The sequence below is a fragment of the Luteolibacter yonseiensis genome, assembly GCF_016595465.1.
GTDB classification, from domain to species: domain Bacteria; phylum Verrucomicrobiota; class Verrucomicrobiia; order Verrucomicrobiales; family Akkermansiaceae; genus Luteolibacter; species Luteolibacter yonseiensis.
Window position 1 is genome coordinate 69,512 of record NZ_JAENIK010000012.1, and the last position, 12,504, is coordinate 82,015.

The following is a 12,504-nucleotide window of genomic DNA, read 5'->3' on the forward strand; positions in this document are numbered from 1 at the left end:
CTTTCATTATGATCCAATGCCGAGAAATCTGATAAGTGCTGTCTGGGACCGTTGGGCGAATACCCACGCGTTCCTGCGATTTCTGGTGGTGATCGCCGTTTTGGGCATCACTGGCCTGCTGATCGTGAAACCGGCTTACCGCCTCTTCAAGGGATGGCGGTTGGAGCAGAATCTTGAAACCGCCCAAGTCGCCGTACAGGAGAATCGCATGGACAAGGCGCGTGATCTTTCGCTCGCCGTGCTGCGTGCGGGGGAGTCCAGAATAGAGGCCCTGCGGATTCTGGAAAAGGCGACGGCCGGGTTGGGTGATCCCCAGCATGGCGAGGTCTCGATCGCCCTTGTTTCCCATCCGAAGGGAACCGACGAAGATCGTTTCAACGGCTTTAACGGACTCGCCGCCACTTCTCCATTGGGTCTGGTGGGGCAGGCGTGGGTGGGTTTTTCGCCGGATCTGCGCCAACAACCTCGTTTCGCGGTCCTGTTCGCCGAACGCCTCATTCAGGAAAAGCATTTCAATGAGGCGGCGGGCGTGCTCCTGCAGGTGCCTGAGCAATCGAGGAATGCCGGCGTCGAACAGAATCTCATCCGGATCCTCATCGCCCGGGGTGACAAGCAGGGGTACGATGAAGCTCAAAAAAGATTGGCTGCCAGATTTCCGCAGTCCGGAGGTGAATCGGACGGATGGCTTGACCTGCTTGAAGAAATTCCGATCGATCACCTGGAGCGTGCGGCTTTGGAGCCCGTCAGGTCGATACTGGCAAGTCCATCCTTGCTGAAAAATGCACGCGCCTCCTTGGCGATGGCACGCCTGGACTATGCCGCGGCAGGGGCGGACCGCACGGGGGTGATCGAAAAGGCCGTCGGCTTGTGGAAGTCGGAAGATCCTCTGGCGCTGGCCGGCTTCCTGTCCAAGCTGGGCCTTCATCAGAAACTTCTCGATTCCATCCCCGTCAGCGCGCTGGAGGCGAAGCCCGCGCTTTTCGCACCATTGCTTGAGGCGATGCTTCGTACGGGCGCGTGGCCGGAGATGGCTGTCTTGCTCGATGCTCCCGGAGTCTCTCTGCCGAACTTCGAGAAACTCGCCTATCTCGCGGTCATTGCGACCAAAACGGGAGATGCGTCTGATAAACTGGAGAAGTGGCAGACGGCGATCCTGGAGGCGAAATACAGCCAGACCCTGAATCCCTACCTCTTACTCCGCAAGATTGCTCTGGATGCGGACATTCCGGACATCGCCGAGCAGATGCTAGTCGAAGGGATACGGGTGGGACGTGGTCCGCTCCCTCTCTACAAGGATCTGATGCCGCTGCTCAATTCACTGGCGGAACAGCGAAAGGAGAACACGCTGATGGAAATTTGCTCGGTCTATCTGACGTTCGAGCCCAGCAATCCTGTCATCGTCACGCAGTATTCCTACTTCGCCTGTTTGAACAATCTGGCCGCACCCAAGACCCTCCTGACCGTTCTGGAGCCCATCGCAAAAGCCGTTCCAAAGGAAATACCGGTGCAGTGCGTGCTGGCGACGGTCTACCTTTGCGACGATCAGCTCGGAAAGGCGACGGCATTGCTCGATTCGCTGGAATTGAAGCCGGAGCAGCTGGCTCCGGGCTACCGTGCCGTTTATCTCACCGTCCAGGTGCTCAACGGGCGCCTGTCGAAAAAAGATCCTTCGATCACGGAATTTCCTTGGGATTCCTTGCAGGCATCTGAGCGAAGGAAATTCAGCGAACTGATCGAAGCCGCGCCTTCGACTGATGCCCCGGAGCCATGAGATCGGTTTATCGATCCGGAGCCAACCCGCCGCCCCACCAGATTTGCTCGAAATCATTTGGCGGTTTCTTGGCCTGACGGATCAGCCCGTTCGCGGTGATGGCAAACCATGGATGCATCTCGCCTCCCAGCGCCTCGATCACCTGGACCGTCCAGATATTGCAAACGCGGGGTAGGAAATAGACGTGGCGGGATTCGAGGAGAACACCACCCCCCCAGCTTGAGGTGCCGCAGACGATGGGCCTTCCATCGGAGCCCCGGTCGCTGCAATCATTGAGGAAATTCGCGAGATCTTTTCCCCGGCCGCGTGGGACAAGTTTCCGCCAGATCCGTTGGTGCGGGCAGACCTCCACGACATTCCAGTTCGCCGGAATCAGCTCCATCACGGACGGACTCCGTGTGAACATCGCGGCAAGGAATTTGCCCGGACTGTGCAGGCCTTTTTCCATGTAAGCGGTGCGGTTGCCCCAGCTCAACGTGACATATTTCGGTCTGCCGAAACCGGCGGGAGGCACGAAGCCGGACTCCAGCAGCCAGTCGTACTCGAAGACCATCCCGGTATGCAGCTCGTCGGCGATGAGCCAGACGAGCACGTCGGGAGTCTGGTCCGCATCATGTTTCGCAGGGACAACGCCCGCTCCATAGGTTGGGGCGGGGGAGTCCGGCAGGCGGATGCCGCATGAACTCAATGCGACAACCGCCAACAAAGCGGCGATGGTGTGAAAGTATGGTCCCCGCTGGAGCATCAGGCCGGGAGGAACGAGCAGATGTACTCACAAATGCCGTCAACGACCTTGATGTTGAAACCACTGTTTCCCGGGACATCGAAGGCGGATCCGGCTTCGACAGCCAGCACATCGGTGGTGCCGTCCAGAATGACTTCGCAGGAACCCGCGATGATCTCCATCCGCTCGGGCGCGGCGGTGCCGAAATGGAAATTTCCGGGATAAATCAGTCCGAGGGTTTTTTTAGTGCCGTCCGCGAAGTGCACGGTATGGGAGACGACGCTGCCATCGAAATAAACGTTGGCCTTGGCATCGACAGTGACGTTGGAAAATGAGGAACTCATGATGAAATTGGATTGGGATGGGTTGAAATGGTTATTCGGTCGGCAGCCCGCTTTCCTTCCAAGACTCCCAACCACCGGTGAGGACGGATGAGGAGTAGCCGGAATCGGCCAAGTGGGTGGCGACCGTCCGGGCGTCCGGGCAGAGCAGATTGGTGCAATAAACGATGATTGTCTTTTTCGCTGCGAGGGCGGCTTTGATCTCGCCTTCGTGCTTTTCGATCAGGGCGTCGCAGTCCGACTTGGGGAAACTCAACGCGCCGGGCAGGTGGCCGAGGCCGTAGAAGAATCCCGGACGCGCATCGAGAATGAGCGCCTTGTCGGACTGCTGCAGCGTGAAGGCGTCGGTGAGTGAAACGGACGTGATCTTGCCACGTCCGTTCATCCGCACTGGCTTGGGTGCCGTCTTTTTAACGGAATGTTCTTCCTTGCTCTCATGGGCTTTCCGCACCGGCGTGGCGCAGGAAACCATTGCGAGCGTGACGGGCACCACGAGCCAGATCGACCGAAGCATGGTTATTTGACGATTTTCAGGAGCTCCACGTCAAAAACAAGCGTGCCGGCAGGTGCTCCCGGAGGCGGGCTGTCGCCGTAGGCAAGTTTCCCCGGGATCCAGAAACGGCGCTTCTCGCCTTCGACCATCAGTTGGACGCCCTCGGTCCAGCCGGGGATCACCTGGTTGAGAGGGAAGACGATGGGCTCGTTACGGAGGATCGAGCTGTCGAAAAGTTTTCCGTCGGTTGTCCAGCCGGAGTAATGGACCTGCACCTGATCGGTGGCCTTGGGATGGGCTTCGCCCGTTCCTTTTTTCAGAACCCGGGAGGCGATGCCGGATGTTGTCTTTTCAGCACTTTCAGGAGCGGCGGCAACGTCTTCCGGGACGGCGGGTGGCTTTGGGGCCGGCTTGATGCCAAGCAATTCGACGTCGAAAACGAGAAGTCCGCCGGGACGTCCGCCACCGGGATTTTCACCGTAGGCGAGATTCGCAGGAATCCAGAAGCGGCGCTTTTCTCCTTCCACCATGAGCTGGACACCTTCGGTCCAGCCCTTGATGACGCCGTTGAGAGGGAAACTCGCAGGGGTGCCGCGCTTCACCGAGCTGTCGAAGAGCTTGCCGTCGGTGGTCCAGCCGGAATAATGGACGGTCACCGTATCCGCTGCCGCGGGATGGGCTTCGCCTTTTCCTTTTTGCAGGACTTTGGAAGCAAGGCCGGAGGTTGTTTTCTCGGCATCGGCGGGTGCGGCGGCTACATCGGATGGTGTTTCAGGCATGACGGGTTCTGCGCGGACGGTTGCGGAAATTGCAAGTGCCAACCCGGCCGCGTGCGGGATCATGGATCGCAAGGATTTCGTGATGAAATTCATGCGCGGAAGCTCGTCGGATCAGCCTCCTCTGTCAATCCCTCGAATTTCCGGAAATTTCACCCACGGTGGTGGGATCGTCCCCTCGCGTGGCGCTCACGCACTTCGAGAACCGAGGGTTCGTTGCAATAGGGGCAATGGAATCTCCCCTTGAAAAGAATCATCAGTGCCGCCCGCAGGCGGTAGCTTCCCAACAGTCTCTTCGCGTTACGGTGCTTGGAACACCGCTTTACCGCAAGCACGGGCGTTAGGCAGAGCGGGCAACGCGTCCTCGCCGCGAGGATCCACTGGATGATCATCACGCAGATCGCCGCCAGCGCCACCCCCATGGCCACCAAGGTGAGGGTCTTGTCATTTTCGACGAGGGAATAGACCAATATGCCGCCTGCCGCAGGAATGAGGATCCACAGGAGTCCCAGAAAAAATGCCGCGAATCTCAAACGGATGATGGCGGATTTGGTCTGGAAACGATGCATGGATTTGTAAAAGGAAAGAATTTCGAGCCGCTGTTATTTTTCGCAAGTGCTTTTCTCTTGGAAAATTTAAATATCCTTACAAGCGTCCCAAACGGCGGCAGTTAAGCAACCCGGGGAGCGATGTAGCAGTGCGAATGACAAAAACGTCGGTTGATTTCCTCAAAACAACAAATCCTGGGAATCTCCGGCAGGTTTGTTCTTGGAGGTCCGTGCCAGAAGCTTGTCGATGAGCATCAGCAGATCCAGCGACGGCACTTCATTCCCCTCCAAAATGATCCGCAGACGGGCACGCCACTCGTCCACGGTGCCTCCTTCGGACTTCGCGAGGGCCATCGCCGTTTCGGTCAGCCGCCCGCTTACCGCGAACTGCCGGCCCGTCCGGCGCAGCCAGGCGTCGAAATAAGGACGGTCGTTTTTTCCAGGAAACACGGACCTTCCCGTGCCTCAAACGCGTCCCCGGGTCAAGCAAACGCTCATTTCTTCGATCGCCCCTTCCGGCCGGTCGGATATTTGACCGGCTTCTGGATCTGGGCGGGAGCATCCTCCTTGAGGGACTTGATCTGGTCGCGCAAATGGGCGGCCCGCTCGAATTCCAACCGGGACGAGGCCTCGCGCATTTCCTCCTCGAGCTCCGCGATCACCCGCAGCTTGTCGTATGCGGCGACATCGTCGGCCACCAGCGAGCTGTTCAGCTTGTCCGCATGCTCCTTCGCGAATTCATGGGTGTGGAGGCTCTGCTGCACCGCTCGCTTCACGCTCTGGGGCGTGATTCCGTAAGCCTCGTTGTGCTCCTTCTGGCGGGTGCGCCGGTATTCGGTCACATCCAGCAGCGCCTGGATCGAGTCCGTGATCTTGTCGCAGAAAATGACACACTCTCCGGCCACGTGGCGCGCGGCCCGGCCCGCCGTCTGGATCATCGAGGTTTCATTCCTCAGGAACCCTTCCTTGTCCGCGTCCAGAATGCAGACCAGCGACACCTCCGGAAGATCCAATCCCTCCCGCAGCAGGTTGATGCCGATGAGGATGTCAAACGTCGCCGCCCTCAGCTGGCGCAGGATCTCCACCCGCTCCACCGCGTCGATGTCCGAGTGCAGGTAGCGCACCTTGAGTCCGGTTCCCAGCAGATACTCGCTCAGGTCCTCGGCCGTCTTTTTCGTCAGGGTCGTGATGAGCACCCGCTCGTTCCGCTCCACCCGCTGGCGGCATAGCTCGATGGTTTCATCGATCTGGCCCTTCAGAGGACGCAGGGTGAGCACCGGGTCCAGCAATCCGGTGGGACGGATGATCTGCTCCACCACCAGCGCCGTTCCGCGCCGCTCCGGGTGGAAGTCGCCCACCGCCTGTTCGTTTCCGCTGGGCTTGATGCGGGCCTTTTTCAGATCGAACAACGAGATGCTCCTCCCCTTGTCATCCTTGCCCTTCACCTGGATGAAGGTCTTGTTCTCGGGCCGGGAGTTCACGACCTCGAACGCGCCCGGCGTCGCCGAAACGTATACCCGCTGGCCCGTCATCTGCATGAATTCCTCGAACCGCAGAGGCCTGTTGTCCAGCGCGCTGGGCAGGCGGAAGCCGTGATCCACCAACACCGTCTTCCGGCTCTTGTCCCCCTCATACATTCCGCCCACCTGCGGGATGGTCGCGTGGCTCTCGTCCACCAGCAGCAGGAAATCCCTCGGGAAGAAATCCAGCAGGGTGTAAGGTCGCGCGCCCGGCTCCCTGCCGGTGATGTGCCGCGAGTAGTTCTCGATCCCCTGGCAGAATCCCATCTCCGACATCATCTCCAGATCATAATCCGTCCGCATCCTCAAGCGCTGCGCTTCGATGAGCTTGCCCTCTTTTTCGAAAAAAGCGACCTGCTCCTTCGCCTCCTCGCGGATCGCCGTCATCGCCCGCTTCATCTTGTCGCCGGATGTCACGAACTGCTTCGCCGGGAAAAACGTGTGGTTCTCCAGGCGGTCGATCACATGGCCGGTCAATGTGTGGATGCTCGTGATCCGCTCCACCTCGTCATCGAAAAACTCCACACGGATCGCCGTCTCGTCCAGGTAGGCCGGATGGACCTCCACCACGTCCCCGCGCACACGGAATTTCCCCCGTCCGAAGGCGATGTCGTTCCGCTCGAAAAGCATGCTCACCAGCGAGCCGAGGAATTCCTCGCGCGTCAGCTTCTGTCCCACCCACACCGGGACCATCATGTTCTGGTAATCATCCGGCGATCCCAAACCATAGATGCAGGAGACCGACGCGACCACGATGGTGTCCTGCCTGGTCAGCAGGGAGCCCATGGTGCTCAGCCGCAACCGCTCGATCTCGTCGTTGATCGCGGAATCCTTCTCGATGTAGGTGTCGCTCCTGGGGATGTAGGCTTCCGGCTGGTAGTAGTCGAAGTAGGAAACGAAATACTCCACCGCGTTGTGCGGGAAGAAGTTCTTGAACTCCGAGTAAAGCTGCGCCGCCAGCGTCTTGTTGTGCGACATGATCAGCGTCGGTTTCCCGTGGTTCCGGATCAGGTTCGCCATGGTGAAGGTCTTGCCGGATCCCGTGACCCCGAGAAGGGTCTGGTGCTGGTTTCCCGTGGCGAGCGATTTCGTCAGCTTCGCAATCGCCTGTGCCTGATCTCCCTCAGGCTGGTAGTCACTCACAAGTCGGAAAGGCATCGTGGGCGAGTGATAACCCCGTCCGGCCCGGCCCGCAAGCGGCATGGGTGTTTCTGATCGTTGTCCTCATGGCGGGCCGGTGTTTCCTCCAGTCTTTTTCATGGGCTGCCGGTCCTCCCCACCCGAATGGAGGGTAATGTTTGTCCCGGTCCGATTGATGTAAGGATCGCCCGTTGTGCCGAGTAAATCGGAGCATTCATGAAAGCGACATCCGCATCCGACCGGAACCCGATGACAATCCGAACGCGCCTGGCCTGCGGGATCGCCATGGCACTCGGCACATTGACCTGCGGCCTCGCCCAGGCATTCACCACCGCGGATGCGGACACGATTTTCGAGGCCCACACCAAGGCGTTCTACCGGGTGGAAAACGGCAAGGGCTGGCATCTCAAGACGACCGAGGGCGGAAGGAAGGCGGACTTCTGGATGCAGGCGGAGATGCTGGAGATGGTGCTCGACGTCCATGTGCGGACGAAGAGCAAGAAACAGCTCGAGATGTTCGACGAGCTGTTCCACGGGTTCATCGCCCAGCACGGCAGGACGTGGGAAAAAAACGACTTCAACGATGACATCATGTGGATGGTCATCGCTTGTGCGAGGGCGCATCTCGCCACGGGGAATGAGGAGTATCTCGCGGTGGCCAAGGAGAATTTCGATCTCTGCTACGCGCGGGCCATTTCAAAGGATCTGGGAGGCGGCCTGTGGTGGAAGACGGACAACAAATCCAAGAACGCCTGCGTGAACGGACCGGGAGCCATCGCCGCATTCCTGCTGGGCCTCGCGACGAAGGATACGTCCTACACCACCAAGGCGCGCGAGCTTTTCCTGTGGGAACGCGAGACGTTGTTCGACAAGCGCACCGGCCGGATCTTCGACAGCATCGAGAAGAACGGCAAGGTGCACAACTTCGCGCTCACCTACAACCAGGGCACCTTCGTCGGCGCGGCGAATCTGCTGGGCTACAATGACGAGGCCCGCCTTGCCGCGAAATTCACGATGGAGAAACTGTGCAGGGACGGCTATCTGCCGGCTTCCGGGGAAAACGGCGACGGCGGCGGGTTCAACGGCATCGGGGTGCGCTGGATCGCACGCTTCATGAAGGACCAGCGCGAGCAGGCCACCTTCGAACCCTGGCTCCAGAAAAACGCGGAGGCCGCATGGCAGGCCCGCCGCACGGAGGACAACCTTTCCTGGTGTGCTTGGCCGAAGCCCACCCCTCCGGGTCCGAGGCATGCGTGGGGATGCAGCAACGCTGTAGTCATCATGCAGACCGTCCATCCGCCGGAGCCGGAGAAAAAGCAGTGACCGCCGGAGGAGTTTTGCCCCGGCCGGCGTCTCATCCGCCCCGTTGAAACCGCCATCGGCAGGCTGCCGGTGGCCCGGGGGCGCCGGCACGGCATCCGTCCTTCCCCGGCCGCTTACTTGTCCGTGGACTTGGTTGGTTTCGGTGGCTTCACCGCGGACCTTTCGATGAATTCGATGATCATGCCCGCCACATCTTTCTTGGACGATTGCTCGATGCCTTCGAGGCCGGGCGACGAGTTCACCTCCATGACGACCGGGCCGTGATTGGAGCGGAGCAGGTCCACTCCCGCGACGTTGAGGCCCATCGCCTTCGCCGCGCTGATGGCGACGGCGCGTTCCTCCGGAGAAATCTTTTCCTTCTGTGCCGTGCCGCCGCGGTGGAGATTCGAACGGAACTCGCCCGGGGCCGCCTGGCGTTTCATGGAGGCGACCACCTTGCCGCCCACGACGATGCAGCGGATGTCCGCTCCATCGGCTTCCTTGATGAACTCCTGGACGAGAATGTTCGCGTTCAGATCCTTGAATGCCTCGATCACGGACTCCGCCGCGTTGGCGGTCTCCGCGAGCACGACGCCGACCCCCTGGGTGCCTTCCAGCAGCTTGATCACCAGCGGTGCGCCGCCGCACATCTTGATGAGCTCGCCGGTGGCTTCGGTATGGTGGGCGAAGCCGGTGACGGGCAGGCCGACCCCGCGCTTGGCGAGGATCTGCAGAGAACGCAGCTTGTCGCGCGAGCGGGCGATCGCCACGGATTCGTTGAGCGTGAAGACGTTCATCATCTCGAACTGCCGGACCACCGCGTTTCCATAAAACGTATGCTTTGCCGCGATGCGCGGAATGACGGCATCCGCGACGAGCTCCTCACCGTCCACGTAGATGCGCGGCTTGCGGGAGGTGATGTTCATGTAGCAACGCAGGTAGTCCACCACGCGCACCTCGTGGCCCCGCGCGGCGGCGGCGGTGACGAGTGCGTCGGTGCTGTAGAGCTTCGGGTTGCGGGAAAGGATCAGGATTTTCATGCGGGAGGAGTCGCGGAGACCGGTATGTCGGAAATGCGTGTGCGTCCAACAGTCATGCGGCCCTGTGGTCAACTGCAAAACGGGTGCGGTTTTGTGACGGAAGGGGGAGGTGGGATACGGGCGATGCACAAGGACTTTTCAAAATCCGCAGCTTTCCAGAGCCTCGCGGATTTTTCCTGAGATATCGGCGTCGAGAAGAAGGGCCATTTTCAACTGAACCGGATGAAGCGCCCGAAGTTGTGGGATAAATTTTTTGGGATCCATTTCTTCGAAAAAAGCATCAGGATTGTCGGAATTGTCAGCCAATTTCTGGGTGGCGAGCAAGGGGTGGATCTTGTTTGCCGCATTAAGCCAGATGGGAATTCCGATTGATGAGTTGTTGATCGGGTTGGAAACATGGAACACGGGGCCCCCCGTTTTTTTTGCGAGCTGGTGTGGATCTGACAATTCAGGCTGGTCAAGGGTCACGTCGATCCTGTTGGGGTTGGATTGATCGGGGAATGCAATGTCATGCCCGTACTTCCATGTCAAACTCGCCTGTGGAGGTGTCAGTTTGCAAAATTTCCAAGGCAGCCATGACTGCAAAGCCTTGCTCCTGCCGAACTCGTGACCCATGGTCAGGTTTAAAAATTTCAGGTCGATGCCTTCAATAGTGATCGTGTGATCCGGAAGAGGTTGCTCTCCGGTTTCCTTACCGTTCTTGAGGTATTCCAGATGTGAACGATATGTCTCTCGGGCCAATTTTACCATCATGTCGGATGCCTCCTTCTTTTGCTCGCTGCTCAGATTCAGGCCCTGTGCCAAACATCTCAGGTACCAATGTCGTTGTGCCTTGTGATATGCCGCTGCTTCAGCCTCGGTCATTTCATCGCTGGTTTTTCCGCCCGCCAGTCCCGCATTCTCGAAATCCGTCAGCACCCAACGGATTTCCTGAACCGTCATGCCCTTTTCACAGCGGGCGATGTAGTCGGCGACCGGGTCGATATCGGCGGTTGCCGGTCCGGCCCGGATGGCATGGCGGGTATTGGTCGGTGGCGGGAGGTTTTTGTGCTGTGAGGCTGCCTCACGCGCCACGACGACCTGCGCCTGCCAGAGAGCGATGCCCATGATGAGGCTGGCGAGCAGTATCCATGCGACGGTGATCTGGAGGTTCCTGGATGGCATTCCGTAAGATGAGCTGAAGTTATCAGGGAAATCCGGGGTGGCGACGAGTAACCCGCGAAAAAGAAGATCGGACCACGGAATACCCGGCATACACCGAAAATGAGAAGGCGGGCGACCTGAAGATCAAGCGCTGGATGGGCGTCTTGCCTGCTTGGGCGGACTGGTTTTCAACGCTCTTGGTTTCCGTGTGTTTCGTGTGTTCCGTGGTCTCCATCCCGAATGAAGAATCACTGTTTTTCGACGTGACCGCAGGGCGCTGGCGCGGCATTTTCAGGGCGAACTTACTTTTTGAAACATGGGAAACTTCGACGCCTTCGAGATCAAGATGACCGCCGCCGGGATGGGAGACGCCGCCATCCGCGCCTTCCGCCGGAATTACGAAGCGCTCCTTCGCAATGAAACGGGCCTTATCCCCGAAGAAACGATTTCCCCGGCGCAGGGATTGCCCTCTTTCGAGGATATTTCCAATGCGGAAGCGGACGAATCCCTGCTTTCTCAAGCCGTCGTCATCAAGTTGAACGGCGGGCTTGGCACCGGGATGGGACTCCAAGGTCCGAAAAGCCTGCTCTCCGTGCGCGAAGGGGTGAACTTCCTCGATCTCATGGCGCGCCAGATCCTCGACCTCCGCAAGACCAGCGGCACGAACGTCCGCCTGCTGCTCATGAACAGCTTCAACACCAGCGAAGGCACGCTGGCGCACCTGACGCATTACCAGTCCCAAGGCCTTTCGGAAGCTTCGGAGGTGGAGCTGATGCAGAACCAGATCCCGAAAATCGACGCCGCGACGTTCGCTCCCGCCGAGTGGCCTGCGGATCCCGGCTTGGAGTGGTGTCCGCCGGGGCACGGCGACCTTTACCCGGCGCTGGTCGGCAGCGGCTGGCTGGACCGTCTTCTGGCGGAAGGAGTGAAATACGCCTTCGTCTCGAATTCCGACAACCTCGGAGCCATCCTCGATCCCGCCATTCTCACCTATTTCGCGAAATCCGGCTCGCCGTTCCTGATGGAAGTCACCCGCCGCACCGCCGCTGACCGCAAGGGCGGCCATCTGGCCGTGAGAAAGTCCGACGGGCGCCTGCTCCTGCGGGAGGTGGCCCAGTGTCCGGATGAGGACGTGGATGCGTTCCAGGACATCGAGCGTCACCAATATTTCAACACCAACAGCCTGTGGCTGCGACTGGACCTGCTCAAGGAGCAGCTTGCCGCGGATTCGGGCGTCCTGCCGCTGCCGATGATCCGGAACAATAAGACCGTGGATCCGCGCGACAAGAAATCCACCCCGGTGGTCCAGTTGGAGGTCGCCATGGGAGCCGCCATCGAATGCTTCGAGGGTGCCGCCGCGCTGGACGTGCCGCGCAGCCGCTTCGCCCCGGTGAAAACGACTTCCGATCTGCTTGCCTTACGATCAGATGCTTACGAGGTATTGGAGGATGGCCAGGTAAGGCTTGCCGCTGAACGGGAAGGGGTTCCGCCCAACATCATCCTGTCGGATGACTACAAATTGGTGGATCAACTGGATCCGTTGGGGGTGCCGGGATTGATCGGCTGCCGTTCGTTGAAAATCACCGGCCCGGTTCATTTCGAGGAAGGTGTTGTCATCGAGGGAGATGTGGAGATTCATAACACAACACCCGAACGCCTGATCGTCAGATCCGGAACCTATAAGGATCAGACGATCGGACTTTGAC

The 12,504-nt window shown here is 59.5% G+C and carries 12 protein-coding genes; 3 read left to right on the plus strand and 9 right to left on the minus strand.

From position 1 onward, the window contains the following. Positions 1 to 16: 16 nt before the first annotated feature. Complete coding sequence (locus JIN84_RS16105) at positions 17 to 1,771, plus strand: hypothetical protein (RefSeq protein WP_200352098.1); 1,755 nt, start codon at positions 17 to 19, stop codon at positions 1,769 to 1,771. Positions 1,772 to 1,778: 7 nt separating this feature from the next. Here JIN84_RS16105 and JIN84_RS16110 read toward each other — a convergent pair whose 3' ends face one another. The 7 genes from JIN84_RS16110 to JIN84_RS16140 all read right to left on the minus strand — a co-directional run bounded on the left by JIN84_RS16110 (position 1,779) and on the right by JIN84_RS16140 (position 7,331). Then, positions 1,779 to 2,516, minus strand: coding sequence for a DUF2459 domain-containing protein (locus JIN84_RS16110; RefSeq protein ID WP_200352099.1), 738 nt, complete (start codon positions 2,514 to 2,516; stop codon positions 1,779 to 1,781). Then, complete coding sequence (ppnP, locus tag JIN84_RS16115; protein WP_200352100.1) at positions 2,516 to 2,839, minus strand: pyrimidine/purine nucleoside phosphorylase; 324 nt, start codon at positions 2,837 to 2,839, stop codon at positions 2,516 to 2,518. Before ppnP ends, JIN84_RS16110 begins: the two co-directional genes overlap by 1 nt. 31 nt (positions 2,840 to 2,870) lie before the next feature. Next, positions 2,871 to 3,350 (minus strand): rhodanese-like domain-containing protein, encoded by a 480-nt coding sequence (locus JIN84_RS16120; RefSeq protein ID WP_200352101.1) that lies wholly within the window; start codon positions 3,348 to 3,350, stop codon positions 2,871 to 2,873. 2 nt (positions 3,351 to 3,352) lie between these two features. Next, entirely contained in the window at positions 3,353 to 4,108 is a 756-nt protein-coding gene (locus JIN84_RS16125) for an FKBP-type peptidyl-prolyl cis-trans isomerase (RefSeq protein ID WP_234043538.1), read from the minus strand. Positions 4,109 to 4,257: 149 nt separating this feature from the next. After that, a complete protein-coding gene (locus JIN84_RS16130) occupies positions 4,258 to 4,674 on the minus strand; it encodes a hypothetical protein (RefSeq protein WP_200352102.1) in 417 nt (138 codons plus the stop codon). 159 nt (positions 4,675 to 4,833) lie between these two features. Then, positions 4,834 to 5,103: a hypothetical protein gene (locus JIN84_RS16135; RefSeq protein WP_200352103.1), complete on the minus strand. Its 270-nt coding sequence runs from the start codon at positions 5,101 to 5,103 to the stop codon at positions 4,834 to 4,836. 44 nt (positions 5,104 to 5,147) lie between these two features. After that, positions 5,148 to 7,331: an excinuclease ABC subunit UvrB gene (locus JIN84_RS16140; RefSeq protein WP_200352104.1), complete on the minus strand. Its 2,184-nt coding sequence runs from the start codon at positions 7,329 to 7,331 to the stop codon at positions 5,148 to 5,150. A gap of 198 nt (positions 7,332 to 7,529) precedes the next feature. Here JIN84_RS16140 and JIN84_RS16145 point away from each other — a divergent pair, with 198 nt between their 5' ends. After that, complete coding sequence (locus JIN84_RS16145) at positions 7,530 to 8,636, plus strand: glycoside hydrolase family 76 protein (RefSeq protein WP_200352105.1); 1,107 nt, start codon at positions 7,530 to 7,532, stop codon at positions 8,634 to 8,636. Between the two features lie 113 nt (positions 8,637 to 8,749). Here the strand turns inward: JIN84_RS16145 and rimK are convergent, their stop codons facing one another. Further along, positions 8,750 to 9,655 (minus strand): 30S ribosomal protein S6--L-glutamate ligase, encoded by a 906-nt coding sequence (gene rimK, locus JIN84_RS16150; RefSeq protein ID WP_200352106.1) that lies wholly within the window; start codon positions 9,653 to 9,655, stop codon positions 8,750 to 8,752. A 138-nt stretch (positions 9,656 to 9,793) separates the two neighbouring features. Further along, complete coding sequence (locus tag JIN84_RS16155; RefSeq protein WP_200352107.1) at positions 9,794 to 10,909, minus strand: hypothetical protein; 1,116 nt, start codon at positions 10,907 to 10,909, stop codon at positions 9,794 to 9,796. 205 nt (positions 10,910 to 11,114) lie between these two features. On the opposite strand from JIN84_RS16155, the gene JIN84_RS16160 reads away from it, so the two are divergent. Continuing rightward, positions 11,115 to 12,503, plus strand: coding sequence for a UTP--glucose-1-phosphate uridylyltransferase (locus JIN84_RS16160; RefSeq protein ID WP_200352108.1), 1,389 nt, complete (start codon positions 11,115 to 11,117; stop codon positions 12,501 to 12,503). Position 12,504 lies beyond the last annotated feature (1 nt).

Bases quoted from the DNA above. Each gene is read 5' to 3' on its own strand.
- JIN84_RS16105 (WP_200352098.1), top strand. From the start codon at position 17: ATGCCGAGAAATCTGATAAGTGCTGTCTGGGACCGTTGGGCGAATACC.
- JIN84_RS16110 (WP_200352099.1), bottom strand. From the start codon at position 2,516: ATGCTCCAGCGGGGACCATACTTTCACACCATCGCCGCTTTGTTGGCG.
- ppnP (WP_200352100.1), bottom strand. From the start codon at position 2,839: ATGAGTTCCTCATTTTCCAACGTCACTGTCGATGCCAAGGCCAACGTT.
- JIN84_RS16120 (WP_200352101.1), bottom strand. From the start codon at position 3,350: ATGCTTCGGTCGATCTGGCTCGTGGTGCCCGTCACGCTCGCAATGGTT.
- JIN84_RS16125 (WP_234043538.1), bottom strand. From the start codon at position 4,108: ATGCCTGAAACACCATCCGATGTAGCCGCCGCACCCGCCGATGCCGAG.
- JIN84_RS16130 (WP_200352102.1), bottom strand. From the start codon at position 4,674: ATGCATCGTTTCCAGACCAAATCCGCCATCATCCGTTTGAGATTCGCG.
- JIN84_RS16140 (WP_200352104.1), bottom strand. From the start codon at position 7,331: ATGCCTTTCCGACTTGTGAGTGACTACCAGCCTGAGGGAGATCAGGCA.
- JIN84_RS16145 (WP_200352105.1), top strand. From the start codon at position 7,530: ATGAAAGCGACATCCGCATCCGACCGGAACCCGATGACAATCCGAACG.
- rimK (WP_200352106.1), bottom strand. From the start codon at position 9,655: ATGAAAATCCTGATCCTTTCCCGCAACCCGAAGCTCTACAGCACCGAC.
- JIN84_RS16155 (WP_200352107.1), bottom strand. From the start codon at position 10,909: ATGCCGGGTATTCCGTGGTCCGATCTTCTTTTTCGCGGGTTACTCGTC.
- JIN84_RS16160 (WP_200352108.1), top strand. From the start codon at position 11,115: ATGGGAAACTTCGACGCCTTCGAGATCAAGATGACCGCCGCCGGGATG.